Origin of the sequence: Achromobacter sp. RTa, assembly GCF_000757485.1 — a bacterium.
Classification (GTDB): Bacteria; Pseudomonadota; Gammaproteobacteria; order Burkholderiales; family Burkholderiaceae_B; genus Achromobacter.
The window spans coordinates 55,186-81,277 of the sequence record NZ_JPYO01000022.1 but is presented as its reverse complement, the minus strand read 5'-3'; the positions used below and the strand labels follow the sequence as shown (position 1 = coordinate 81,277).

24 protein-coding genes and 1 pseudogene are annotated in these 26,092 nt (G+C 65.4%); 4 read left to right on the top strand and 21 right to left on the bottom strand.

Annotated features, from left to right (window positions below; translation table 11 throughout):
* Positions 1-17: 17 nt before the first annotated feature.
* The 7 genes from JL37_RS07190 to JL37_RS07160 form a co-directional block, all read right to left on the bottom strand.
* Positions 18-1,502: an efflux transporter outer membrane subunit gene (locus JL37_RS07190; RefSeq protein ID WP_043542950.1), complete on the bottom strand. Its 1,485-nt coding sequence runs from the start codon at positions 1,500-1,502 to the stop codon at positions 18-20.
* A 10-nt stretch (positions 1,503-1,512) separates the two neighbouring features.
* Positions 1,513-2,442, bottom strand: coding sequence for an HlyD family secretion protein (locus tag JL37_RS07185; protein WP_079278323.1), 930 nt, complete (start codon positions 2,440-2,442; stop codon positions 1,513-1,515).
* Positions 2,435-2,629, bottom strand: coding sequence for a DUF1656 domain-containing protein (locus JL37_RS07180; protein WP_031764534.1), 195 nt, complete (start codon positions 2,627-2,629; stop codon positions 2,435-2,437). The genes JL37_RS07185 and JL37_RS07180 overlap by 8 nt, the downstream gene beginning before the upstream one ends.
* Positions 2,619-4,754, bottom strand: coding sequence for an FUSC family protein (locus JL37_RS07175; protein WP_231570308.1), 2,136 nt, complete (start codon positions 4,752-4,754; stop codon positions 2,619-2,621). Before JL37_RS07175 ends, JL37_RS07180 begins: the two co-directional genes overlap by 11 nt.
* Before the next feature lie 119 nt (positions 4,755-4,873).
* Entirely contained in the window at positions 4,874-5,806 is a 933-nt protein-coding gene (locus JL37_RS07170) for a LysR family transcriptional regulator (protein ID WP_023090473.1), read from the bottom strand.
* Positions 5,807-5,935: 129 nt separating this feature from the next.
* Positions 5,936-6,796 (bottom strand): DMT family transporter, encoded by an 861-nt coding sequence (locus JL37_RS07165; protein WP_023090474.1) that lies wholly within the window; start codon positions 6,794-6,796, stop codon positions 5,936-5,938.
* Complete coding sequence (locus tag JL37_RS07160) at positions 6,796-7,680, bottom strand: MurR/RpiR family transcriptional regulator (RefSeq protein WP_023090475.1); 885 nt, start codon at positions 7,678-7,680, stop codon at positions 6,796-6,798. Before JL37_RS07160 ends, JL37_RS07165 begins: the two co-directional genes overlap by 1 nt.
* Before the next feature lie 75 nt (positions 7,681-7,755).
* Here JL37_RS07160 and JL37_RS07155 point away from each other — a divergent pair, with 75 nt between their 5' ends.
* Positions 7,756-8,652 carry an oxidoreductase gene (locus JL37_RS07155; RefSeq protein WP_023090476.1) on the top strand — a complete coding sequence of 299 codons (897 nt, stop codon included), beginning with the start codon at positions 7,756-7,758 and terminating at the stop codon, positions 8,650-8,652.
* An 11-nt stretch (positions 8,653-8,663) separates the two neighbouring features.
* Complete coding sequence (locus JL37_RS07150) at positions 8,664-9,389, top strand: sulfite exporter TauE/SafE family protein (RefSeq protein ID WP_023090477.1); 726 nt, start codon at positions 8,664-8,666, stop codon at positions 9,387-9,389.
* 46 nt (positions 9,390-9,435) lie between these two features.
* On the opposite strand, the pseudogene JL37_RS29940 reads toward JL37_RS07150, so the two are convergent.
* From JL37_RS29940 to JL37_RS07095, 12 genes and pseudogenes are all read right to left on the bottom strand, one after another.
* Positions 9,436-9,636 (bottom strand): annotated as a pseudogene (locus JL37_RS29940) (DUF3363 domain-containing protein); the annotation flags it as partial.
* Between the two features lie 548 nt (positions 9,637-10,184).
* On the bottom strand, positions 10,185-11,057 hold the full coding sequence (locus JL37_RS07145) for a PhzF family phenazine biosynthesis protein (RefSeq protein WP_043542947.1): 873 nt from the start codon (positions 11,055-11,057) through the stop codon (positions 10,185-10,187).
* Between the two features lie 79 nt (positions 11,058-11,136).
* Positions 11,137-12,534 (bottom strand): 4Fe-4S binding protein, encoded by a 1,398-nt coding sequence (locus JL37_RS07140; protein ID WP_043542946.1) that lies wholly within the window; start codon positions 12,532-12,534, stop codon positions 11,137-11,139.
* Between the two features lie 39 nt (positions 12,535-12,573).
* On the bottom strand, positions 12,574-13,425 hold the full coding sequence (locus JL37_RS07135; RefSeq protein ID WP_043542945.1) for an FTR1 family protein: 852 nt from the start codon (positions 13,423-13,425) through the stop codon (positions 12,574-12,576).
* A gap of 14 nt (positions 13,426-13,439) precedes the next feature.
* Entirely contained in the window at positions 13,440-13,784 is a 345-nt protein-coding gene (locus JL37_RS07130; protein ID WP_369798524.1) for a cupredoxin domain-containing protein, read from the bottom strand.
* 2 nt (positions 13,785-13,786) lie between these two features.
* Complete coding sequence (locus tag JL37_RS07125) at positions 13,787-14,323, bottom strand: iron transporter (RefSeq protein ID WP_043542943.1); 537 nt, start codon at positions 14,321-14,323, stop codon at positions 13,787-13,789.
* Positions 14,324-14,488: 165 nt separating this feature from the next.
* Entirely contained in the window at positions 14,489-15,559 is a 1,071-nt protein-coding gene (locus JL37_RS07120) for a linear amide C-N hydrolase (protein ID WP_043542942.1), read from the bottom strand.
* A 119-nt stretch (positions 15,560-15,678) separates the two neighbouring features.
* The gene (gene phaR / locus JL37_RS07115) at positions 15,679-16,245 is read right to left on the bottom strand and encodes a polyhydroxyalkanoate synthesis repressor PhaR (RefSeq protein WP_043542940.1); all 567 of its coding nucleotides are present in this window, start codon (positions 16,243-16,245) and stop codon (positions 15,679-15,681) included.
* A gap of 117 nt (positions 16,246-16,362) precedes the next feature.
* On the bottom strand, positions 16,363-17,100 hold the full coding sequence (phbB, locus tag JL37_RS07110) for an acetoacetyl-CoA reductase (RefSeq protein ID WP_043542939.1): 738 nt from the start codon (positions 17,098-17,100) through the stop codon (positions 16,363-16,365).
* Between the two features lie 71 nt (positions 17,101-17,171).
* Positions 17,172-18,806: an alpha/beta hydrolase gene (locus JL37_RS07105; RefSeq protein WP_043542938.1), complete on the bottom strand. Its 1,635-nt coding sequence runs from the start codon at positions 18,804-18,806 to the stop codon at positions 17,172-17,174.
* Between the two features lie 124 nt (positions 18,807-18,930).
* On the bottom strand, positions 18,931-19,695 hold the full coding sequence (gene pgeF, locus JL37_RS07100; protein ID WP_043542937.1) for a peptidoglycan editing factor PgeF: 765 nt from the start codon (positions 19,693-19,695) through the stop codon (positions 18,931-18,933).
* Positions 19,683-20,681: an RluA family pseudouridine synthase gene (locus JL37_RS07095; RefSeq protein WP_043542936.1), complete on the bottom strand. Its 999-nt coding sequence runs from the start codon at positions 20,679-20,681 to the stop codon at positions 19,683-19,685. The genes pgeF and JL37_RS07095 overlap by 13 nt, the downstream gene beginning before the upstream one ends.
* Positions 20,682-20,788: 107 nt before the next feature.
* Between JL37_RS07095 and JL37_RS07090 the strand changes: the two genes are divergently transcribed.
* Entirely contained in the window at positions 20,789-21,577 is a 789-nt protein-coding gene (locus tag JL37_RS07090; RefSeq protein ID WP_043542935.1) for an outer membrane protein assembly factor BamD, read from the top strand.
* 45 nt (positions 21,578-21,622) lie between these two features.
* Here JL37_RS07090 and JL37_RS07085 read toward each other — a convergent pair whose 3' ends face one another.
* Entirely contained in the window at positions 21,623-22,564 is a 942-nt protein-coding gene (locus tag JL37_RS07085) for a GlxA family transcriptional regulator (protein ID WP_052096918.1), read from the bottom strand.
* An 86-nt stretch (positions 22,565-22,650) separates the two neighbouring features.
* On the opposite strand from JL37_RS07085, the gene JL37_RS07080 reads away from it, so the two are divergent.
* Positions 22,651-23,862 (top strand): MFS transporter, encoded by a 1,212-nt coding sequence (locus tag JL37_RS07080; protein ID WP_043542933.1) that lies wholly within the window; start codon positions 22,651-22,653, stop codon positions 23,860-23,862.
* Positions 23,863-23,912: 50 nt separating this feature from the next.
* Here JL37_RS07080 and JL37_RS07075 read toward each other — a convergent pair whose 3' ends face one another.
* Complete coding sequence (locus JL37_RS07075) at positions 23,913-26,009, bottom strand: ATP-dependent DNA helicase (protein ID WP_043542931.1); 2,097 nt, start codon at positions 26,007-26,009, stop codon at positions 23,913-23,915.
* Between the last annotated feature and the right edge of the window lie 83 nt (positions 26,010-26,092).

Genomic DNA, 26,092 nt, shown 5'->3' with positions numbered 1-26,092 from the left:
TCCCATGCCTCAGAACGTCAATGCGTCGCCGCTGTTTGTGCGGCGGGGCCTTCGTCGGATTGAAAGAGCAATGCCCTGTCCGTCCCTCCCGCGCCCAGCGCCTTGTACAAGGCAATGCCGCCTTGCAACTGCGCCAGTTGGCTGAGGGCAAGCGCATCGCGTGCCTGGTTCAGGCTGCGCTGCGCCACCAGCACCGGCAAGTAGGCGCTCAATCCCCGCGCGTAGAGTTGGGTGGTCTGTTCCAAAGCTTGTTGGCTGTCGACCACTGCTTTCTGTAACGCGGCTTGCCGCTGGCGTTCGCTGGTCCATGCAGTCAAGGCGTCTTCCACGTCGCGCAGGGCCGACCTCACGTCCCGCTCGTAGACGCGCCGCACGGCGTCGGCGTTGGCCTGCGCCGCTGTCACGCCTGCCCTCGCGCGGCCGGCATCGTAGAGGGACTGGCTGCCTTGCATCGCCGCCGACCACGCCAGGCTGGCGCCCGAGAACAGGTCGTGGATGACGCTGGCGGTGGTGCCGATTCCCAGGGGAATGCGGAACGTGGGAAAGCGTGCGGCCTCGGCTACGCCGATCTGCGCGGTGGCGGCGGCCAGGCGTCGTTCGTCCGCACGCAGGTCGGGGCGTTGGCGAATAACTTCCGAAGGGAGTGACAGCGGCAAGTCGGCCGGCATGGGCAATGCCGGTGCGGACGTGGCGAGGTCGGCGTACCAATCCCCGGGAAAGCCGCCCGCCAGCACGCCGATGGCATGGCTGAAACGGGCGATGTCTGCTTCCAGCAAAGGCGGTTGCGCCTCGGCCGTTTCGCGCTCAGCGCGGGCCTGGGTAACGTCGGCCAGCGTGCCCAGGCCGCTGCGGTGTGCCTGTTCGGCCAGGCGTTCGGCTTCAGCCAGCGTGCGGATACTATCTTGCGCGATGGCCAGACGCAGTTGCGCGGCGCGCAGTCCGGCGTAATCGGATACCAGTTCGGCTACCAAGCTCACTTGCAGCGCGCGATGGTCTTCGGCGAGCGCCTGGATGCCGGCGTCAGCGGCTTCGACCGCGCGGCGCGTGCCTCCGAACAAGTCCAGTTCCCAACTGGCATCGAATCCCAGGTGCCAGGTTCGTGCCCGTCCGCCGGGCTGCGCGCTGAGTGCCTTGCTACTGCGCACCGTCTGGCCAGTGGCGCCGACCGAGACTTCGGGCAAGGCGGCTGATGCGATCTGCACACGTTCGGCGCGTGCCTGGCGCAGGCGCGCCAAGGCGATATCTAGGTCCTGGTTATGCGTCAGGGTCTGATCGACCAGGCGGTCGAGCAACGGATCTTGGAAGGCGCGCCACCAGGTGCGCAGGCCATCGTGGTCGCCGTCGGACATGGCGACGTTGGCGTCGATCCAGTGCGCGGGCACATCCAGCGTCGGCGTGCGGTAGTCCGGGCCCACGGTGGTGCAGCCGGCCAGGACGGCCAACAGTGAGGCCAGCATTGCCTGCCGAAGGCGCGGCTGTGTGCAGGGGATGGGTGCAGGCATGGCTTTGTCCTCACATCCAGCGGTGTAGCAGCGAAATCAGCCGGCCCTGCGGCACCGGCGTGCCTGCTGAAGGCGTGACCTCGATGCTGCCGGTCATGCCGGCGGCCAGCACGACCTCCTGCGGGACATGCTCGAACTCGACGCGCACGGGAATGCGCTGCGCCAGCCGGACCCAACTGAAGCTGGGCTCCACGCTCGGCAGGCCCTGCGCGTCGGCCTGCTGGTTGCTGTCGGTGATGCCGCGCCCGATGCTGGCCACCCGTCCTGGCAACACTTGGTCGAAGCCCATCAGGCGGATTTGCGCCGCCGCGCCGGGCTTGATGCCGCGCAGTTTGGTTTCCTCGAAATAGCCGGTAATCCAGAAGCTATGGGCGTCGATCAGGGCCAGGTTCGGCTGGCCCGCCACGGCGTAGTCGCCCTTGTTCAGGCGCAGGCGCGTGATGTAGCCATCGGTTGGCGCACGCAGTTCGGTGCGCGCCAGATCCAGCTTCGCCCTCTCCACGGTGACCCGTGCACCGCGAAGTTCGGCCTGGGCGATGGCTACGGCCTGATTCGCTCGCTGGATGTCCTCGGCAGGCACCAGGCTTTCCATACCCCGGCGGCGGCGCGCCTCCTCAGTCTTCTGGCGCAAGGACACCTCGGCCGCCGCCAGCTGGGCCTCGGCCTGGGCCAATGCCAGCGCGAAGCTGGCATTGTCGATGCGATAGAGCACTTCTCCGCGTTTGACGTATTGGTCGTCCGCGACCGAAACCTCGGCGACGGTGCCTGACACTTCGGGGGCGATGCGCACGATCTGCGCGCTGACACGGCCATCGCGGGTCCAGGGAGCGACGACGTAGGCGCGCCACAGCGCACTGACCAGAAAGCCGGCGGCAACCACCACCACGAGGGTGAGTCCTGCCCGCAGCAGGTGCTGGGCGGAAATTGAGCGTTCAGACATAAAGCACCAAGAGGGAAACAAGACAAATGGAAATGGCGAACTCGAACAGGCCCGGATGCCAGACCCAGCGCAGCACGCCGCTGCGTGCGAACACGAAGCGAAGGCCCAGATAGATCGGCAGCGCCAGGCAGGCGTAGGCAAAGAACGGCGGCAGGTAGATGCCGGCGAACGAGAACTCACTGAGCATGGGCTTGGCCTCCAGAGGGGGACGGAACGCCGTTCGCATGACGCTCCAGCAGCGCGGCGATGTCGAAAAGAACGGCCGTCACGCGCCTCATTTCATCCATCGCGGCGCTGGATCGCACCGGCAAACGCGCCAGAGACGTCGCCGCACGGCGGGCATGACGAGCGGCACTCACGGGATCACCGGCCCGTTGACGCATGTAGCGCAGCGAGCGCTCCACCGCATGCGGCCATTCGGCGTCTGGAGAGGCTTGGCGCAGCCAGCGGCGAAGGCGTAGCACCTCTCGGCCCAGGTGCAGACTGGTCAGTGCCTGAGCAATGGCACGATCCATCGCCTGCGGCTGCGCTTTGAGCAAGGCGCCGAGTTGCGCGATGCGGTGCTGCTGACGCCATTGCCAAGCCGGCGCATCCGTCGGCTCCCCGCGTAAGGTGCTCAGCGCCGAATCGCGGATTCGCAGGCGCAAGCGCATGACGTCACGCCCCCCGTTGCGCGGCAGCACGATCCTGAAGCCCAACAGCGTGAAACACGTCGCCAGGATCCAGGCCACGGCCCCATTGAGGAACAGCGCAAAGTCGTAGCGCATCGGGTTGTCCGCCGCCGCCAGCGTCGTGAATGCCACCAGATAGGCCACGCCCGCCAAGGCATAGCGCGGCATCGTGGTGGCATACACACCTGGCAGCCAGAACAGACTCAGGATCACCAGCAACAACGGCAGGCCCGAGACGTGCGGCAGCACGATGAAGGTGCACAGGAAGGCCATCGCCACGGCTGCCACCGTACCCTTAATGAACTCGACCGCACCCAGCGCGGGATTGGGCGCGGTGGACAGCAGCGCGCAGGCTGCCGCCAACCCCGCCAGCATCATGTTGCCTTCCGTCCAACCGGTGGCGATCCAGAAGGCGCCGCCCATCAGCACGGTCAACAGTGCGCGCACGCCGTTCTGGAGGGCTGCCGTGGTGTCACGATGGAACGGCACGGACACGTGAGCCGGCGTCGGCCTGGGTTGGTGGAAACGTTCGATGCCTTCAAGGGCTTGTAGGTAATCGTCGAGTTGCTCGATCAAGCGATCGCCCGCGATCATCAGTGTGGCTTGCTCGGAGGCGTCGTCGAACGAGGTGGCGGTGAGCACGTCCACCAGTCGGGCGCGCAGGTCGGTCAATAGCCGGATAGCTCGTGCTCTTCCGGCCGTGCCAGATTCCTGCCCCAGCGACCGGCCGACCTCCCGCCATGCCTTTTCCCAGTCCGGTTGCAACACTCTCAGTACAGCTAGGCTGGCGCTTTGCCCGTGCAGGGGCGGCGCACCGCCCACAAGAGCGGAAAAAAGCGACACCATTGCGTGCCGCACCGTGCCGGCACGATGGGCTAGGTCGGCGGATTCGGCCTTGCCCAGAGCCAGCAGATCGTCCACGCCATAGACCTCGGTGATGAGCGAGCGCCGTCCGGCATCGAGGGGCTTGGCATCTGGTCCGTCGCTACCTTGAATGGCCTGGTGATGCGTCGCAAGCACGCCCGCCGTGGCGACCGCAAGGCGGTCGAGCAACGCCGCCAGGCGGCTGTGCACGCTGCGGCTGCTGAACAGGGCCGAGACCAGCGCTAGGCAGACCACGCCGATCATCACGGATGCTCCGCGCCCCATTACTTGGTCGAAGGTGCGTTCCGGATGCTGCATGGCGCCGTAGGCCGCCAGGCCCACGGTATAGCCTGCCAGCGTGGCACCATAGGCTCGGAAATGACGCAGCAGGGTCATGCCCACCACGCACACCCCCAGCCACAGGCCGAAACCGAGCAGGAACAGCCAGGGCATCTGGCCGAAGGCGCTCATCAGCACGAAGGCCGCCAGCATGCCGACCAGCGTACCCAGCACTCGCCACACTCCCTTGCCGATTACGCCGCCCTGGACGGGGTTGATGACCAGCAGCACGCTGGAAGCCGCCGCGTAGGGCGCGTGCAGATCGAGCAAATAGGCGACCACCAAAGCTAGGCAGGCAGCCAGGATCGACCGCATCACATAGGTCGCGCGTGGCGTAGTCAGATCGAGACAAAGCAGGCCACGCGCCAACCGCTCCCTCAACCAGGAGTGGCGTAAAGAGGCGCCTGAATCCGCGTCAGGCACGTTCGCCGAATGCACGATGTAACCCTTCTACAGTGATCAATACGCATCACTGTAGGCAGGGCGGATCATTCCGAAAAGTGAATTTATTGCACTCAGATGAGTGCGTAATACGCACGAATAGGGGGCGATCGTCGCTAGGGCTTGGCGCGCTTTGCCGCTTGCGCCTGGCTCTCGTTGCAGAGCGTATGGATGGTCTGCCGCAGCCATTGATGGGCCGGGTCGCCCTCCAGGCGCGGATGCCAGGCCTGGGTCAGTAGCACCGTTTCCAGCGGTGTCGGCAGGTCGAACACGCGAATATGCAAGCCCGCGGACAGCGCAGTACTGGCCAGATGCCGGGGCAACGGCAATAGCAGATCCGAATCTTGCAATGCAAACAGTGCCGTGTACGGATTGGGCAGTACCAGGGCGACGTGTCGGCGCAGCCCCTGCGCCTCCAGCGCAGCATCGACCGGCCCGACGGCCTTGCCGCGCCGCGACACGTTGATGTGCTCCCAGCGCGTGAGGTGCTCGGGCGTGATCTCGTCGTCGAAAATCGGATGGTTGGCGCGCGCGACGCCCACGAACGTGGTGGTGAACAGCGACTGCACGCGAATCTCCGGCCCCAGCTTGCGCGATGCGCTGATGAATAGGTCGATGCGGCCGCTACGCAGCGCCTCCTCGTCCACGTCATCTTCCTCCGGCGAAAAGCGCAGCATCGCCCGCGGCATCTCCCGCGCCATCGCATCAAGGAGATGACCAAGATGGATGCTCACGAACTCGTCGGTAGCACGCACGTTGAAACGCCGATCCAGCGATTTCAGGTCGATCTCTGCATCGGAGGCGAACACCTGCGAGGCCTGTTCGACCGCCAGCCGCACCTGCTCGCGCAGCGCCATTGCTCTAGGCGTGGGTACGAGCTTGCGACCGACCTGGACGAATACCGGATCGCCCAAAGCCTCCCGGATACGGCTCAAGGTGCGGCTCATCGCGGGTGCGCTCAAGTGCATGCGGCGCGCGGCGCCGATGACGCTGCCTTCGTCGAGCAACGCGTCCAGCGCAAGCAGGAGATTGAGATCGGGGCGCGACATCTTTGGCCCTCCTATGATTTACCTACATGCAATCATAGGCCCTTTCGAATGGCGAATGAAGTACTCATCAGCAAGCTTGCATTCTGTGCTGAATCAACTGATGAATGCGCTCCAATGTGGCTAAAAGCATCACAGGCTGATCGCCGCGATTCCGATCAGCACGACCACGGCACCCACGATGCGGCGCGCGAGATGGTCCTCACGAAAGAGCAGATACGCGAAGAGGGAACCGATGATGATAGACGACTCACGCAGAGGGGCGACGAGCGCGAGCGGTGCCGTCAGCATGGCGGTTAGCACGAGGATGTAGGCCAGTGGAGAGAATACGGCCACTATAAGAATAGGCACGGCATCAGCACGGATAACTGTGTGAATGTGATGCCACCGGCGCAGTGCGCTTGGAGTCAGGATCAGGGTTTGCAGAAGCAGTGTGGCAGCGTAGTAGCTCACGGGCGCCAAATGCAGCGACGTGACTGCGTAGCTGTCCCAGACGGTATAGCTTGCGATGGTGGCCCCCGTAGCACCTCCCCAAAACATCCCCTGGAGCGGGCGGCGGCTTCCGCTTCCAAAAGGGTTGCCGGTAACGATGAGGATGCCTGAGACGACGAGAAGCGCGCCTAAAAGCGCGACGACGGAGAGCCACTCCCCCAAAATAAGAATCGCAAACAGCATCGTCAGCACCGGCCCTGTGCCACGGGCGATCGGGTAAACCACCCCGAGTTCGGCACGATCGTAGCCAGCCTGCAAGGTCAGGGAATACGCAATGTGCAATGCCGCCGAAACGGCCGCCCCCACCCCGAGCCGCCAATCGACCGCCCCTTGGTCCTGAACCATAAGAACGAGACCGATCGGGACCCACAGCAGCGTCGAAGCACAGCTATAAGCCCAGACGAACAGTAAAGTGTCTCCCCGCTTGTACTTCGAGGCCAGGTTCCACACCGCATGGGCTACCGCTGCGGCGAGAACCATTGCGATGGTGCCGGGCTGCATCAGGAAATGTCGGGAAGATCGATGCCCGCCCGCTCCGCCAAGCGGGTCCGCTCTTGATCGTGCAGCGCCAGGGATGCGACCAACGCATCGATAACGACGAGCTGAGCCAATCGACTTCCCGCAGCGGCCATCTGTGCCGGTAGTGGTACGCCGCCGACGACAAGCGCGACGTCGGCGAGGGTCGCCAGGGGCGTGTCGTACTGATTGGTGACGGCGATCAGCGAGGCGCCAGCCGAGGACGCCGCATCCGCGACGGCTAGCGTTGAAGACGTGCGGCCGGTCGAGCTGACCGCGATGACGACGTCTTCTGCGCCCAGGAGCCGTGCCGCAATCATGGCCGACAAATGATCCGTGATGCCCACGGTCATCACACCGATCGTACGCAGACGGAAGACCGTATCGGCGGCAACCGTCGAGGAAGGTCCAGCACCGAACGCAAACACCTGGCGCGCGCGCTGGATCAAGCCGACGGCCTTATCAAGCGCAGAGAGTTCGATGGCCCCACTAAGCGCGGTCAGTGCATCGGTACCAGCACGAATGGATGTTTCAAGCACTGAGGCCGACGTCGCATCCGCGGCGAGTGCTTCAGGAGGCGCGAAGAATCGGGCTGTGCCGCGAGCACGCGCGATCTCGATCTTCAGCTCGGTAAACCCGCCGAACCCGAGCGCACGCGCGGCGCGAATCACCGTCGGCGGAGAAACGCCGGCACGGGCGGCAACTTGGGCGGTAGTGCTTGCTCCGACAAACAAAGGATCGGTGAGGAGGAGATCGACAACTTTCGCCTCGCTTGCGGCGAGGTCGCCGCTTCGGGCTTGAATGCTGCCGATCCATTGCTGCAACCGTTGCTCAGTCTTTGAAACGCTGTTACCAATTTCATTTTTCATATGTAATATATTACCTGCTCCGCGTGAAGGGCACAACCAACACGTGGGCAGATGCCGTTAAAGGAGTCCGCTCTCATGAATCCTGAAATCAACCCTGGCGTCGCTGTCGTCGGTCCCGGTGCCATTGGCACCACGATCGCGGCGGCGCTACACGAGGTCGGCCGCACGCCGTTGCTGTGTGGACGTAGCCCCCGCGATCACCTGACCCTCCAAGATGGCGACCGCTTTATCACCGTACCTGGCCCTGTTCGGACGAATCCGACACAAATCGCTCGCACGGCTGATCTTGTCTTTTTGGCCGTCAAGGCAACACAAATCGAAGCGGCAGCAGAATGGCTTGCGGCGTTGGTCAGGCCGGAAACGGTGGTGTGCGTTTTGCAGAACGGGATCGAACAGTTGGATAGGGTTCGCCCGTACTCGCCACACGGGCAAATCGTTCCTGCCGTCGTGTGGTTCCCTGCGCAGGCGCAATCCGACGGCTCGGTACGCTTGCGTGGTGACGCGCGCCTCAGCCTGCCGGACACGTCAGCTTCCCGCGTAGTCGCCGCAGCGCTACAAGGCACACGGTGCGCCGTAGGTTTGGCCGCGAACTTTAGCTCGCTGGCTTGGCGCAAGCTGATGCAAAACGCGGTGGCTGGACTCATGGCACTCACGCACCGCCGCTCAGGCATGTTCGGTCGCGCTGATATCGCCAGACTTACGCTGGCTTATTTGCAGGAATGCCTGGCCGTGGCACGTGCCGAGGGCGCTGAACTCGGCGACGAAGTGCCGCAAGAGATCCTCGACAAGTTCCGGGCGGCGCCCACAGACATGAGCACCTCCATCCTCACAGATCGAGAAGCTGGCCGACAGCTCGAATGGGATATCCGCAACGGCGTCATTGCGCGTCGCGGCCAGGTTCACGGCATTCTGACCCCGATCAGCGACATCCTGGTGCCGCTTCTTGCGGCTGCGAGCGACGGCCCAGGTTGACCCTAGAGTCGATGATCGCGCTGTTGTTTCTCTTCTTTCTCGCCCTTGGCGCTGGTGTGCTCAGCGGCGTCGTCGGCACCGGCTCGTCGCTCATCATGTTGCCCGTCCTCGTCACGCTGTACGGGCCACGGATCGCTGTACCTGTTATGGCGATTGCGTCCTTGTTCGGGAACATCGGGCGGGTGATTGCCTGGTGGCACGAGATCCGTTGGCGGCCGGTGTTTGCCTATTCGTTGGCGGGAGTTCCTGCGGCTGTGCTCGGGGCGCACACGCTGCTGACGATCTCTCCTGCCACTGTGGACGTGTTCCTGGCAGCTTTCTTCCTTGCGATGATCCCGCTGCGCCGCCTCATCAGACGATCGAACCTCCATCTGAACCTCTGGCACATAAGTTTTGCCGGGGCGATTGTCGGGTTCCTGACCGGATTCGTGCTGTCCACCGGGCCGCTCAGCGTGCCGGTATTCACCGGGTACGGAATGAGTGGCGGTGCATTTCTGGGATCGGAGGCCGCAAGCGCTATCCTGCTCTATGCCGGCAAGCTTGGTACGTTTGGTGTGTCAGGCGTACTTACGCAGCCCGTCATCGCACGTGGACTTGCCATCGGCATCGCATTGCTCGTCGGTTCGATGATTGCGAAACGTCTCGTCCAGCGACTCCAGACGCACACATTCGAGCTTCTTATCGATGCGGTTCTCGTCGCTGGGGCGGCAGGAATGATCCTCTCCTTCAGCGGATGAGCGGAAGTGGCAAAAGGTGTACTCGCTCGCTTGAATGCACGCCGTTTCAACCAACGGTTGGCCTACGCTGCCGTCCAATCTCCCACGACACACCACCGCCGTGTACCGTTGCGGCGATCTGCTGTCCCAGCCGCTGTTCGATCGCGGGTCGCCACGGCACCAACGAGAAACCCATGCCGTCATCGACCATCGCGTAGCGTCCGCTAGCGAGCATGACGAAATGCCGGTAGAGGCCGACCCGCGTTGCCCGAGTCGTTGAGTCATGACTGGATTGTCTGGAAGTTCTGGCGTTTCCGGTCGTACGAAGCACACGGACACGCCTGTGTTGGTGCGGGCTTTACGCACCATACGGCACGGTGGTGAAACCGCTCTGTGCCGCGTCCTCCTCACGTGCAGACTGACTTTCGACGCGGCACGGTGCCGCGTCCTTTTGTCTTGCCTTCCGCCTTTGCCCCTCGCTATCGCTCCTGGCAGCGGCGGTCTAGTGTTGCCGCGATGCATACGGCCAGTCTGTTGGCGAGTGCAGTGGTAACCGCTGGCAAGGCCAGACAACTGAGCGTGGGATGGTCACGGAGGCGAGCGCCACGGCTATGATGGTGTGACCGTGCACGCCGCAATACCTCTGGGCTTGCCACCGCGAAGCGCCTATGCAGCACCTGGCTCGAAAAGCGGCAGCGGCAAACAGGGGGCGAAATCAGACCTAGCCTTTTGATCTGAAATACCTTTCACGCCGCTGCATGGCTTCACAAAGAACTTGACACCGGACATTTTTCATGGGGACTGCGGCCCTCTGCTTCAGACGTCCACCGTGCCGCGGCCGATCTCGAGGGCGCGTCCGCCCACCTGGATCCGTCCATCGGCCAACACATCCAGCAGCAGCCGGCATGGCCTGCCCATCTGGTCGCCCTGCTCCACCAGGATGCTGGCGGGCAAGGCATGGCCCCGGTTCCGCAGCCATCCGCCCAGGTTCGCGCAGGCCGAGCCGGTGCCGGCATCCTCGTACACCCCGCCGCCCGCCTTGGCATAGAAGTACCGCGCCACCACGGCCTGCCGGCCGTCGCGCGCCGCGCCTTCGTCGAAGGCAAACACATACATCACCTTGCGGCCCAGGCTGTTGGCCTGCCAGCGATCCAGCCGGGACGCGTCAGGCGCCGCACGGCGCACCGCGTCCACGGTGGCAAGCGGAACCAGCAGCTGGTCGGCACCGGTGTCGACCCAGACCGGGTCGGCCAGCAGGTCCCCGGCCTGCAGGCCCGCCAGGCTCGCGATCTCCGCCCGGTCCAGGACAGGCGGCGCGGTGCGCACGCCGTCCGGGCACGGCGCGGTGAAGGTCCAGGCGTCGCCACGGGCCGTCACCGGCACGACGCCGGCGGCGAACTCCAGCCTCAGCGCGTCGCCGGTATTGAACAGATCGCGCACCACCTGCGAGGTGCCGATGGTGGGATGGCCGGCGAACTTCATTTCGTAGCCCGGCGTGAAGATGCGCACCCGCGCGTCCGCCCGCTCCGAGGGCAGGATGAACGTGATTTCGGACAGGTTGAATTGCGCCGCCAGGTTCAGCATGGTGGCGTCGTCCATGCCTCGGGCGTCCTCGAAGACGCAGAGCTGGTTGCCGCTGAAGGTGGAGGAAGCGAAGACGTTGAGCAGGCGGAATGCGTAGGAAGCCATGGCGGGTAGCGAAGTAATGGAGGCGGACCGGCAGCAAGCCGGCACGGCCCCACACTTTATCCCAGCGCCCTTGCGCGGACTACCAGATGGCGAAGAACAGCACCCAGGCCAGGCAGAACGGCGCCAGCCCCGCCAGCAGCACCAGCCACGCCAGGCCTTTGCGCAGGGCGCTGGCTTCGCGCGGCTTCAGCAGGCGCGCATACAGGCGCAGCGTCCAGAGCACCGCCAGGCTGAGCAGGGTGAAGCGCACGGGCGCAGCCCACGCGGCCTGCACGCCTTCATGCTTGAGCAGGTTGACCGTGGTGGCCGACAGGCCCAGGAACACGCCGATGCCGGCCGACGGGATCAGGGCCTGGGCCAGCTTGTGCAGCCCCGCCCGGCCCCAGCGCCCGGCGTAGTCGCCCGCCACGGGCGCGGCAGGCGCCAGACGGTCGGCGATCCACAGCGAAAGGTAGGCCGCGCCCCCCACGCACACGGTGGCGCCGACGACGAACATCAGGATGCCCGCGCTGTCCAGCCAGGAAAAACTGTCGTTCACTTCCGGATAGTGCGTCAGGATGAACCACGGCGCGTTGTCCAGCAGCGGCCACATGATGTCGTGCTCGACCAGCCAGGTCGCGGCCCATTGCTTGGCGGTCACGTACCAGGGGCTGGCGCTCCAGAGGAAGGCGCCGATCGCGATGCCCATCAGGCCGAAGCACAGCAGCGCGGTCTGCCAGGGATCGCCATGCGCGACGCGGACGATTTCCTCTTCAGGCGAACGCGGCGTCAGCGCGATCGCGCCGCGGTAGCCGCTGCAGCGCCCGCATACGTGGCAATCGCCCGCGCCCTTCATGTGGCGCAGCGGCACCAGCGGCGCACAGTTGATGGGCTCGATCCGGATGACGGGATGGCGCCATTTTTCTTCGTCGACCTTGAAGTGCCAGGGAGCCAGCTTGGCCAGCAGGTTGAACACCCCATTGACTGGGCACATGTACTTGCACCACACCCGCTTGCTGCGGCCATAGCGCCAGCCGACGATCATGGCGGCCACCGTGGACCCGCCCAGCACGGCCAGCACGGCCAGCGGATACTGGTAGACGCTCACGAGCTGCCCATAGATGGTCGTCAGCGCAAACGCCACGAAAGGCCAGCCGCCCCAGCGGAGCCATTTCGGAATCGCAAGCCCCTTGCCGCGTTCGCTGGCCCACTCCGTCAGCATGCCCTCGGGGCATAGCCAGCCGCACCAGGCCCGCCCCAGGATCGGCATGGATATGAGCACGAACGGCCACCACACGCCCCAGAACGCGAACTGCGCAACGATCGTCAGATTGTTGAAAACCGACGACGCGTTGTCCGGCAGCGGCAGGATCGCGGGCACGATCAAAAGGAAAGCGTATATCGCGACAATGCCCCACTGCAGCTTGCGCAACAGAGGGGCATGGTCGCGGAGGAAGTCGGCGATACGGGAGGTCGCCCTCCCGAGTGCAGCTGCCATGGTCAAACCTTCGAATATTCGGTCCGGTGAAAGTCCGGGTCAGGAAACGCTGCGGGCCGCGGCTGCCGCCGGGGCGGACTTGGCGCCCACCCAGCGCAGCAGCGCCCAGACGACCACCCAATAAGCCACCCACAGCAGCACCGAGATCAGCGCGGGGAAGGCGCGGTAGCCGGCGAAGTCGGCCAGGACCTTGCCAAAGCCGGTGCTGTCGCTCAACAGCCACGAGCTGTCCCAGACTGGGTCGATGATGGTGGGCAGGACGTCCAGCGAAATGAGGTGGTCCAGGCCGCCCACCAGCAGCGAGCCGGCAAGCAGCAGCAGCAGGATTTCGGTCACGCGGAAGAAGCGGCGCCAGGTGATCAGCTTTCCGCCCAGCTGCAGCAGCCAGAACGTCAGCAGCGCCACGGCAAAGCCCGCGACCCCGGCCAGCGCCAGCATCAGCATGCTGCTGCCGTCGGCGCCCGCGGACACGGTGCCGTACAGGAACACCACGGTTTCGCTGCCTTCGCGGGCCACGGCGATGGCCACGAGCACGAACAGGCCCCACCAGTTGTCGTTGGCGACGGAAGTGCGCGCGCCGCTTTCGAGTTCGCCCTTCAGCGTACGGCCGTGCTTCTTCATCCACACGACCATCTGCACGACCAGCGCGCATGCCGCCAGCGACATGATGGCCTGGAACCACTCCTGGCCTTCGTCGCTGAGCCAGGACGACACGCCCAGCAGCACCAGCGCCAGCGCCACCGCCAGCGCCAGGCCCGCGGCGACGCCGCCCCACAGGTAGTTCAGACCGCGCTTGCCCTCGGGCGTGGAGCGCAGCCAGGTATACAGGATGCCCACCACCAGCATGGCTTCGACGCTTTCACGCCAGACTATGAAAAGGACCTGTTCCATGTATCGGTACCGCGTTATTCCTTGGGCTTGACGACCAAGGTGCCTTTCACGCTTTGGTGAAAGTCGTCAAAAAAGGGATATTCGCCCGGGCGGGAAATGGTGATCACGACGAAGGACTTCACCCCCGGCCCCAGGACTTTTTCCTTGCGCAGCGGAATGCTTTCGAATTCCACGGGCTCGTTGCTCTCGTTGATGAGCTCGATCTTGAAACGGCCCGCCGGCACTTCCAGCGTGGCGGGCTCGAACGTGCCGTCGGGCTTGAATTTCAGCGTGAAGGTAGGCAGCTCGGCCGCCTGCGCGGGCGCGATGCCGGCCAGGCCGATCAGCAATGCGGCGGCAAGGCGAAGCAGGCGGCTCACGATCAGTAACCGCCCTTCTTGCCGGTGCCGGCGAAGACGAATTCATATTCCAGGTCGAACGGCTCGAACCATGGGCCCACCCCGGTCTCCTTGTCGACGTGGCGGCCGAAGTGGCTCATCTTGTCGGCGGTCGGCGGCAGGATCGAATACTTCAGTTTGTACTTGCCCGGGCCTTCCAGCTTGACGTTCTCGCCGTAGTGCGGGCCGTCGTTGGCGACCATGGGCATGAAGGTGCCCTTCTGCACGTTCTGGCTGCCGACCTTCTGGATTTCGTACTTGACGACCAGATAAGGCACCCATTCGCCTTCGGGGAAGCCCGTCTTGTTGCCGGCCGTCGCGTGGATGTCGGCCTCGAGGTGCACATCCGAATCCTTGGCGGGACGCATCATCCCGGGCGGGTCCATTTCGATCGGCTGCAGATACACCGCGCCAATTTCCATGCCGCCCTTTTCCGCCGGCTTGCCGATGGGGTATTCGGCCGCATGGGCAGCGGAAACGCTCAGAGCGACAATGGCCAGCGCCAAGGCTTTCTTGATCATGTGCATAATCCTTGAGACACAAATGAAATGACGGCTCTTAAAATACAAACAAGAACCGTTTTCATTAATGTAACCAAAACAACTGACAGATCCCTGAACCTGAAGCCCCGAAATCTCTCGGATCATTGCGTTTGGTCAAGCAGTGAAGAGCCCGCGGGACATTGCTCAGAGGCCGAGGAACTTGAACGGCGCCGCGGGCTGAAAGGCCCGCGTGGCGTTCCCCGCGTAGGTGTGGCGCTGGTCCGGGCCCAGGTCGAGCTTGAGCACCCTGCCGCTCTCGGAGCTGAAGTCCACTGCCTTGAGATCTACCCAGAACGTGTTGGGCGTCAGGGCCGACTCGAAGAAATACAGCCCGCGCTGGTGATCGAAGACCGTGCGCCAACGGGTGGAGGAAATATTCGGCTGCCCCGGCGTGCTGATGCCATAGGGCACCGAAACGTTGCGGATCACGCTGAAGACGCTGGCCAGCGCCTTGTCGGGATCCGGATCCTTGGGAATTGCGTTGATATAAAACGACGCCCGGACAAAGCGGTCGGCGGCGCGGTTGGTGCCCGGCAGCATGGTCGTGCCGCCGATCTGCCGCCAATAGGCGTCGAGCGCGAGCTGCTGTTCGAACGCGGGCGAGTTGGTCATCACCTGGTACGCGCGGCTGTGATGGATCACCTGGCGCCCGCCGATGTACTCGACGATCGCGCTATCGCCGCTGGCGTCCGAGATCGACAGGTGCAGAGTGGTCAGCCGGTTTTCCCCCGGCACGTTGTCGCTGACGATGGTGTAGGGCTCTTTTTCCAAGGCCGCCACGGCCTCCTCGACGGAGGCGAAATTATCCAGCACGTACTGCGCCCAGGCTGCGATCGTCAGGCCGGGCTTGCTGTGCGCGCCGAATTCCGGGTATTGCGACTCGGCCAGCCACAGCAGGTTGGCGCTCAGGCCCGCTTCGTTCACGCCGTCGGTGGTGGAAACGTCGTAGCCCGACGTGACGACGCTGCCATAGCGCGAAGTCCAGCGCAGGGAATTCGGGCCGGCCTCGCCGCTGCGGGCCATGCCGCGCGGCAGCACCCACAGGTTGCTGGTGATGTCGTTCTTCCAGTCCATCGACCGCGCCGTCACCACCTGGTTGTTGGCGCCATGGAAAACCACGCGCGTGCAGGCCCACGCGCCGGATGCCGCGGACAATCCTGCCGTGCCGGCCACTACCGTCTTGGCCAAGAGAGAGAAAAACCTGTCCCGCCTCATTCCACACTCCTGGAAATCTGCCTCGATGATGAAAAACACCCCAAAGGCCGGACCGTCATCCGGCGTTTGGGGTGCTGTTCGGAATCGGGGCTGCGCCTGGCGCGGCCCCGGCAGCGCGCTTACTTGCGCCCGGAACCCGGCGTGCCGCCAGGCGTGAACGGGAAGGTGGAGAACATCGCGCGCGTCTGGTCTTGCATCTGGTCCTGCATCTGCACGAACAGGTTCTTGCTCTGGTCGATGTAGTTGTTCATCATGTTCTGCAGCATGGGCGTCTGCACGTTCATGAACTGCGCCCAGGCCTCGGGGCCGAACTGGCTTCCATACAGGCCCTTGGACTGCTCGGCCATGCGCTGCTGGATTTCCATGAAGGCCTGGATGTTCTTTTCCAGGTACGAACCCATGATTCCCTGCATGGCATGGCCGTAGAAACGGATGATCTGCGACAGCATGTTCGAGGAGAACATGGGCATGCCGCCGCTTTCCTCTTCGAGAATGATCTGCAGCAGGATGCTGCGGGTCAGATCTTCGCCGCTCTTGGCATCGACGACCTGGAATTCCTCGTTCGCCAGGACCAGTTGCTTGACATCTGCGAGAGTGATGTAGGTGCTGGTCCGGGTGTCGTACAGGCGACGGTTGGGGTACTTTTTAATCAGGCGCAGGCTGGCGCCGGTTTGTGCTTGCGTCATGGTTGTCCCCGGATCGGGCGATCTCTAAGGCTTCGGATAGGGTTAGTGTAATCCGGAGAGCCCTCTCCCCGAGGCTCTCCGGCGCCTGAGGGCCGCCCATGGGCGGCCCGCGATGCGTCAGCCCATGTGCAGGCCGCCGTTGAGCGAGAAGTCCGCCCCCGTCGAAAAGCCAGACTCTTCCGAGGCCAGCCACGACGTAATGGACGCGATTTCCTCCGGCGTGCCGAGGCGGCGCACCGGAATGGTGGCAACGATTTTTTCCAGCACGTCGGGGCGGATGGCCCGGACCATGTCCGTGCCGATGTAGCCGGGCGACACCGTATTGACGGTGATGCCCTTGCTTGCCACTTCCTGCGCCAGCGCCATGGTGAAGCCATGGATGCCGGCCTTCGCCGTGGAATAGTTCGTCTGGCCGAACTGCCCCTTCTGCCCGTTCACCGAGCTGATGTTTACGATGCGGCCCCACTGCCGCTCGACCATGTCATCGATCACCTGCTTGGTCACATTGAAGAGGCTGTTCAGATTGGTATCGATGACCGCGCGCCAATCGTCGGCGCTCATTTTGCGGAACAGGCCATCGCGGGTGATACCCGCATTGTTGACCAGCACGTCGACCGGGCCCAGATCCCTCTTGACCCGCTCGAAGGCCTCTACCGTGGAGTCCCAATCGGACACATTGCCCACGGATGCGTAGAACGTATAGCCCTGCGCTGCCTGTTCATCCAGCCATTGCTGGTAGTTGCGGCTTGGGCCGCAGCCTGCCACCACGCGAAAGCCATCTTTGGCCAGGCGCTGGCAAATTGAGGTGCCGATACCGCCCATCCCGCCTGTAACGTAAGCCAGTTTTCCGCTCATTGGATTTCCTCCTGTGTGCGACGGACGCCTCTTTGGTTAACTTACTGTCCTGGGCCACCGCAACCGCGGTTTCAGGCTGCCCGGACTTTCACATATCTGCCAGGCGCCGGCTCTATCGGCCCATGCCTGGCATTGCCCAACTTCGTACGCGCCTTGACCTGCTTGCCGGAATGGCCAGCCAGCCAGGCAGTCCAGTCCGGCCACCAGCTGCCGGGCTTCTCGGCCGCCTGGGCGAACCAGGCGTTCGGATCGCCGGGCAGGTGATGACCCGACCGCTCAAGTTCGTCCGCCACCCAGTAGCTGCGGCGCTTCTTCGCAGGCGGATTCACCACGCCCGCGATATGTCCCGACGCCCCCAGCACGAAGCGCTGCGGCCCGCGCAGCACCTGCGTGGACGCATAGGCCGACACCCAGGGCACGATGTGATCCTCGCGGGAGCCGAAGATATAGGCCGGCATCTCCAGGCGCGTCAGGTCCAGCGGCATGCCTGCGGCTTGCGCCCGGCCGGGAACTTTCAGATTGTTTTCCAGGTAGGTATTGCGGAAGTACCAGGAAAAGAAAGGGCCGGGCAGATTGGTGCTGTCGCCGTTCCAGAACAGCAGGTCGAAGGCAGGCGGCTTCTGGCCCTTGAGGTAATTGCCGACAACGTAGTTCCAGACCAGCTCGTTGGGCCGCAGGAACGAGAACGTAGTGGCAAGCTCGCGGCCGGGCATCAGCCCGCCCTTGCCCAGTTGATGGTCGCGCAGCAGCGCATGAGCCTCGTCCACGAAGACGTTCAGCACCCCGGTGTCGTGGAAATCCAGCAGCGAGGTCAGCAGGGTCAGCGAGGCCACGGGATGTTCGCCGCGCGCCTCGGCCAGCGCCAGCGCGGACGCCAGCATCGTGCCGCCCACGCAGAACCCCAGCGCGTTGACCTGCGGCTGCCTGGTGATGTCGCTTGCCACCCGCAAGGCCTGCAGCACCGCATTGTCGAGATAGTCGGACCAGGTGGCGCGGTCCACGCCGTCGGTGTCGCTGGCGACGGGATTGCGCCACGAGATCAGGAAAACCGTGTAGCCCTGCTCCACCGCGTGCCGCACGAAGGAGTTCTCGGGCTGCAGGTCCAGGATGTAGAACTTGTTGATGTTCGGCGGCACGATGACGATCGGACGCTCGTGCACGGTCGCGGTGGACGGCGCATACTGGATGAGCTGGAACAGCGCGTTCTCGTACACGACTTCGCCGGGCGTGATCGCCACGTTGCGGCCGATCTCGAACTGGGTTTCATCCGTTTGCGTGATGCGCCCTTTCTTGACATCGCCAAGCAGGTTCGCAAGGCCCTCGTTCAGCGCCCGGCCCGCGCTTTCCACGATGGACTGCTGGGCGTCCGGATTCAGCGCCAGGAAATTGGACGGAGACAGCGCGTCAACCCACTGCATGATGGAAAAGCGCAGCCGGTCGCGCATCGGTTCGCTGACTTGCGCGGCATCCACCATGCGCGACATCGCGCGGGCGGACAGCAGATAGGTATGCGCCAGCAGCAGGTGCGAATGATTGGCGGCCCAGGCTGCGCCGGCAAAACGGCGGTCTGGCGGCGGCACGAGCGCGCCGCGGCGGGCGTCATCGCAAAGGCGTTGCCATTCGCGAGAGAACTCGGCCTGTATGTCGGCCAGGACTTCCGGTGCCACGCTCACCGGAATGGGCCCTGCGGAGAGATTGGCATTCACTTCGACACCTTGTTATCGAAACTACGCGATTGATGTTGCATTCCGTGTCCAGGCCTGTCAATGCGGGTATTCAAGGAGACCTGCCCGGGCAAGCCGCGGGCGCAAGCGCCGCGCTTGCGCTGGATCAAGCCGGACCGAGCCAGGCAAGCAGGGCCATGCGACCGGTTTCTCCATCGCGCCGGTACGAAAAGAACCGGTCCGCCTCCGCCACGGTGCACATCCTGCTCAAGGACACCTCTTGTACACCGGCCCGGCGCAGACGGAAATCGGCCAATCCGGCGAGGTCGGCCAGCCATTTCCCCGGCTTGCCAGGCCGTTCCACGAAATAATGGAGGGCGGCAGGGTCGTCCGCTTCGAAGGCGTCCCGCACGTCTTGCCCGACTTCGAATGCCTCGGGCCCGATGCCGGGACCTACCCACGCTCGCCAGGCCGCGGCCTGCGGCGCCTTGGCGCGCATGGCCGCCAGCGTGTGTTCGAGCACGCCGCCCGACAGGCCGCGCCAGCCGGCATGCGCCGCGCCCAGCACCGTGCCCTTTGCGTCGGCGATCACCACGGGCAGGCAATCGGCCACCATGACGGCCAGGACGCGGCCGGGACGCGCGGTGACGCTGGCGTCGACGGCCGGCTCTTCCGGCAGGCCGGCCTGATCGGCATCCACGACTTCGCTGCCATGCACCTGGCGCAGCCACAGGGGCTCGGCAGGCACCGCGGCGCGCACGCGGCGCCGGTTTTCGGCGACGGTGTCCGGATCGTCCCCGGCGCGGCGGCCCAGGTTCAGGGTGTCGTGCGGTGCGACGCCCACGCCGCCCGCGCGGGTCGTGCAGAAATAATTCACGCCGGCCCATTGGGGGCCGGTCACGACCGGCAGGCCTGCCGCTACGCGTTCCATGCGATGTTTTCCTGTACCAGGGTCATATCGGCGGGCGGAGCCGCGGTGAATTCGACCTCGCCGCGGCCGCCCGGATCGTCGAAATGCAGGGCCCGCGCATGCAGCATCTGCCGCTGCGCGCCCGCGATGTTCTTACCGCCATAAAGCGTGTCGGCCAGCAGCGGATGCCCCAGGCTGGCCAGGTGCACGCGGATCTGGTGGGTGCGGCCGGTTTCCAGACGGCACACCACTTCCGTGACGCGCCCGCCCGGTTCGGCCTGCCCGCGGCGGCCGGGTGCATAATGGGTGACGGCGGGCTTGGGCGCCACCGGCCGCTCCACGCTCATGCGAACCGGCACGCGGGAGTCGCGGCCGATCGGGCGGTCGACTTTGCCGGCGGCCGCCAGCCAGCCATGCGCCAGCGCCACGTACTCGCGGCCCATGCTGCGCGCCTGCAATTGCCGCACCAGGTGGGTCTGGGCCGTCTCGTTGCGCGCCACGACCATCAGCCCGGAGGTGTCCTTGTCCAAGCGGTGCACGATGCCGGCGCGGGCCACCTGGACCAATTCGGGATAGCGGTGCAGCAGGCCATTGAGGAGCGTGCCGCTCCAGTTGCCCGCCCCGGGGTGCGTGACCAGCCCCGCGGGCTTGTTCACGACGATCCAGTCGGGGCTTTCGTCCACCACCCCGAACTCGACGGGTTCGGGCGCGAAGGCCAGCGTTTCGGGCGCGGGCTGCGGCCATACGGCGATCTCGTCGCCGGGGCCGACGGTCTGGCGGACCTTGCCGGGCGCGCCGTTCACATGGACATTGCCCGCCTCGATCCAGCCTTGCAGCCGGCTGCGGGAATGATCGGACAGCAGCCCCGCCAGCACCTTGTCCAGCCGGTCGGCCCGCGTGCCGTCAGGCACGGTTACAAGTTGCGGCTCCCCTCTGGGATTTTCATCGGGAAGACCCAGGAATTCATCGTCGGAAACGAGATCTGCGCCGGCGGCTGTATCAGACATGGAGACAAATCATATAATCAGCCTGCCATGCTAACACCAAGGATACGATTCTCGTGATTCACCACCCCGCAGCTCCCTCGAACCCCGCCTCCCGCAGCGGGCCGATCTTGCGCGTGGTCATCGCGCTAGTTGCCGTCGTCGCGATCGCCGGTTGCGGCTCGTCCGACGGCAAGTACGACAAGACCACGAATTGGAGCGCAGAACAGCTCTACGCCGATGCCAAGGCGGAAATGTCCTCGGGCGGCTGGAAAGAAGCGCGCGAACGCCTGACCGCGATCGAAAGCCGCTATCCTTTCGGCGTGTATGCGCAGCAGGCCCTGCTCGAACTGGCCTATGTCAACTGGAAAGACGGCGAAAACGAACAGGCCCTGGCCGCCATCGACCGTTTCCAGCAGCTCTACCCCAACCATCCCGGCACGGACTACGCGCTGTACCTGAAAGGCCTGATCAATTTCACGCCGGCCAGCGCCTTCATGAGCAACATCACCGGCCAGGATCCGGCCGAGCGCGATCCGAAGGGCCTGCGCGCTTCCTACGAAGCCTTCAACGAGCTCATCAAGCGCTACCCCGACAGCAAGTATTCGGCCGACGCCGAAAAGCGCGTTGCCTGGCTGGTCAACACCATCGCCATGAACGAGGTGCACGTCGCCCGCTACTATTACGAGCGCGGCGCCTACGTGGCCGCCGCCAACCGCGCGCAGACCGTCATCACCGACTTCGAAGGCGCTCCCGCCACCGAAGAAGCGCTCTACCTGATGGTCGAGTCCTACGACAAGCTCGGCATGACCGAACTGAAGAACGACGCGCAGCGCGTCTACGACAAGAACTTCCCCAACAGCGAGTTCCGCACCACGGGCCTGAAGGCCGACAAGAGCTGGTGGAATCCGTTCAATTGATCCGGTTCCGGCATGGAAAGGAAGCCCCTCGTTCGAGGGGCTTTTTCATGGAGCCGCGCCTCGCCGCATGGCTTGGGGCGGCTGCCCGTAGATGCGGATGAAGGCGCGGCGCATGCGCTCCGTATCGCCAAAGCCCACCCGGCGCGCGATGGCGTCCATGCCGGTCCCGCCCTCCTCGACCAGCTCGCGAGCGGCCTCGGCGCGTATTCGCTCTACCGCCTTGGCCGGCGTCTGGCCGGTTTCCTGTTTGAACTGACGGCAGAACTGGCGCGGGCTCAGGCATGCCACGCCGGCGAGGCGCTCGATGTCCAGGACTTCATCCAGGTGCTGCCCCACGTGCGCCAGGACCTCGCGCATGCGTCCGCTGGACGGCGTCAGGTCCTGCAACGCCGAGAACTGCGATTGCCCGCCCGTGCGGCGGTGATAGACCACCATTTCCCGGGCCGTGGCGCGTGCGACCGCCTCGCCATGGTCCGCCTGCACCATGGCCAGCGCCAGGTCTATGCCGGCCGCGATCCCCGCCGACGTCCACACCGACCCGTCCTCGACATAGATGCGATCCGCCTCTACCGTCAGAGCCGGGTGGCGCTGTTGCAGCTCGGAGGCGTGGCGCCAGTGGGTGGTCGCACGGCGCCCCTCCAGAAGGCCGGCCTGCGCCAGTACGAAAGCGCCCGTGCAAACGCTGGCGACGCGCCGGCCGCGCGCATGCGCGGCGCGCAGATAGGCCAGCATGGCTGGCGCCGCCCTCGGCTCGCGCGCGCCCTGGCCGCCCGGCACCAGCACCGTATCGGCGCGCAGGCCGCGCCAAGGCCGGGTCAGCACCGGCACGCCGGCCGAACAACGGACCTGACCGCCATCGGCCGACGCCACGGCCACCTCATAGGCGCCCGGCAGCAGCTCGGCCGCAATCTGGAAGACTGACAGCGGCCCAGCCATGTCGAGCAGCTGGAAGTTGGGCATAGGCAGGATGCAGACGCGGTGGGTCATGGCAAGAAACGAGGGAAAATGGTCATTCTTGTCAAATTCTCCGGCGCTAGAGTGGGGCCTGTCAATCCTCCAGATCTCCCCTCGCCATGACCTCCCCCTCGCGCGGCCTGCGCAATGCCCGCATCCTCGCCATCTGCCAAGGCCTGTACATCGCGGCGATCTCCATCGACCTCACCTTGACGGCGCTGACCGGCCAGATGCTGGCGCCGCATCCGGCGCTGGCGACGTTGCCATTCGCGCTGATCACGGTGGCGGGCGCCGCGGTCACCTGGTATGCCTCTTTGCTGATGCAGCGCATCGGCCGCCGCGCGGGCTTCGTGCTGGGCTCGCTGGCCGGCGCCGCTGGCGGGCTGATCTCCGTGGCCGCGGTGTTCGCCGGCGATTTCTGGCTCTTCTGCCTGGGCACGGCGCTGGTCGGCGTGTTCCAGGCCTTCGCGCAGTATTACCGGCTGGCGGCCGCCGACGCGGTGCCCGCCGAAGCCAAGAGCCGCGCCATCTCCGTGGTGCTGACGGGTGGCGTCATCGCGGCCATCGCCGGGCCGGCCCTGGCGGCGTGGGCCAAGGATTTATTCCCCGCGGCAATCTTCTCCGGCGCCTATCTGATGGTGGCCTTGCTGGGCGCGGCCAGCGCGCTGCTGCTCGTGGCGTACCGCGACCAGGACGGCGATGGCGGCCAGCCCGCTGAAGCGCAGGCCGGGGGCCTGCCGGCCCGCCCCTTGGGCGAAGTCATGCGCCAGCCCATCTTCGTGGCGGCCCTGGCCAACAATGTCGTGGGTTCGGTCTCGATGATGTTCGTGATGACGGCTGCCCCGCTGGCCGCCGTCGCCTGCCAGCACAGCATCGCCGACGGCGCCAGCATCATGCAGTGGCATCTCATCGGCATGTACGCCCCGGCCTTCTTCGCGGGCGCGCTGATCAATCGGCTCGGCCTGCCCCGGGTGCTCGGCATGGGCATGGCATTGAACGCGGCCTGCTCGCTGATCGCCATGCAATCGAGTTCGCTTGCGGCTTTTCATGCGGCGCTGTTCTGCCTGGGAGTGGGCTGGAACTTCATGTTCGTCGGCGGCACCACGCTGCTGGCGCAGTCCTACCGCCCCGCCGAACGGGCCCGCGTGCAAGGAGCCGCCGAGATGCTGCGCTATGCCACCACCGCCCTGGCCACACTGGCCGCCGGCCCCGCGCTGGCGCGGATGGGTTGGGAAGCCCTGAATGCCGCCATGCTTCCCATCGTAGGCCTGGCCGCCGTCATGACCGGCTGGTGGGCGCTGTCGCGACGGACCGAACGGGCCGCCGCCTGAGCATTCCTGCCCGAGGGCCTGTTCACACTAAATCGAGCCTTGCACAGGCCCTAGTCTCGCGGCTCCTGCTTGCGCCGGTAGAACGCCAGCACCTCTTCCAGCTCGCGGGTCCGCGCAAACGGCGGCAACCCGCGCCACAGGCGCTTGCCATAGGGCTTTTCGACCAGGCGGCCATCGCCCACCATGAGCACGCCCCAATCCAACTCCGTCCGGATCAGGCGGCCGGCACCCTGCTTGAGCGAGATCGCGGCCTCGGGCAATTGGTACTCGGAGAACGGATTGCCGCCCTGAGCCCGGCAGGCCCGCAGGCGCGCCTCGATGACCGGGTCGTCGGGCGGCGCGAAGGGCAGCTTGTCGATCGCCACCAGGGTCAGCACGTCGCCAGGCAGGTCGATGCCTTCCCAGAAGCTGGCGCTGCCCACCAGCACGGGATGCTCCAGCCGGCAGAAGCGGTCCAGCAGATCGCGGCGCGTGCCGTCGCCCTGCTTGAGCAGCGGCCACTCATGCCCGGCATCGTCGAACTGGTCGGCCAGCAGGTTCGCCACCTTGTCCACCGCGCGCAGGGTCGTGCACAGGACCAGCGTCCCGCCAGGACTCGCTTCCAGCAAGGGCATCAGCGTCTGCACGAAGCGGTCGAGGAACTGCGGCGACTGCGGCTCCGGCATGCCGCGGGGCACGAACAGCAGGGCCTGCTCCGGATAGTTGAACGGCGATTCCCATTTGCCGGTGCGCGCCTTTTCCAGCCCCAGCTGGCTCGTGAAATGGGTGAATTCCCCGTTTATCGACAGGGTGGCCGACGTCATGATCCAGGCCTGGCCCGGCTTGCGGTACTTGGAGAAGGCCTGGGCCACGGACAACGGCGCGGAATGCAGGCGCACATGGTGCTGTCCGTGCTCGACCCAGCGCACCGCCGGACCTGTCCATTGCTCCGCGGCGGCGGCGCCCGCCAGGATGGCGGCCGGCGTGGGCAGGCCGTCGCCCAGCGCGGACGGGGCCGCGGGCTCGGGCGCCTGGTCGTCGCGGCCCCAGCCTTCGTCATCCAGCGCTGCGCCGCTGCGACCCGGCGTGGCCCAGCGCTTGAGCCGCGCGGATATCTCCGCGCCGCTGCGCGCCGCGGCCATCAGGTCAGGATGCTTTTCGGACACGGCGGCCAACGCTTGCGCCGCGCTGTCCACGGCCTCGCGCAGCGCCTTGAGCGCTTCGTCGAATTCTTCGGGATTGGGAATGGCCTCGAAGGTGGCCTTGCGGCCCGGCATTCTGTCCAGGGGCGCGCAGACCAGCCGCAGTTCGCGCGCGGCCGTCTCCAGGTGACGACTGACGTCGCTCCATTTGGCCGCCTCGCGCGCATAGGCCAGGCCGGCGACTTCCAATGCGCGGCCGAAGTCCATCAGCTGGTGCGTGGACACGCTGCTGCCCAGGAAGCGCGTAGCGGTGTCGGGGAGCTGGTGCGCCTCGTCGAAGATGACGGTATCCGCCTCCGGCAGCAGGTCGGTGACGCCCTCTTCACGCAGCACCAGATCGGCCATGAACAAGGCATGATTGACGACCACCACGTCGGCCTCCTGGGCCTGCCGGCGGGCCTTCACGACGAAGCAGTCGCGGATGCGCGGGCATTCCTGCCCCAGGCAGTTCTCGCGGGTGGAGGTCACCCGCTGCCAGATGTCGGCGTCTTCCGGCACCTGCGCGAGATCGCTGCGGTCGCCGGTCTTGGAGATGCCCGCGAACACCTGGATCTGGCGCAGCTGCTGAATCTCGCTGCGGGACTTCAAGGCGCGCTCGTCGCCCTGCAGGCGATCCAGGTGATAGTGGCAGACGTAATTGCCCCGGCCCTTGAGCAGCGCGGCCGTCACCGGGGCGGCCAGCGCGGCGCGCACACGCGGGAGATCGCGGGCGAAAAGCTGGTCCTGCAAAGTGCGGGTGCCGGTGGAAATCAGCACCTTGCCGCCCTGGATGAAGGCGGGTACAAGATAGGCCCACGTCTTGCCGATGCCCGTGCCGGCCTCGGCCACCAGCGTGGCGCGGTCCTGGATGGCCTGGCCGATGGCCTGTGACAGCTCTACCTGGGCCGGTCGCGGCTTGTAGCCGGGCAAGGCCGTGGCCAAAGGCCCGTCCTCGTCGAAGAATTCGGAAATATCCAGGTCCAGCATCGGAATAGCCTGGCCGGTGCCGCTTGCGGTTCGGACGCCAGGCGCTTAGGTGGGAAAGGACCAAATGATACCCGCTGCCGCAT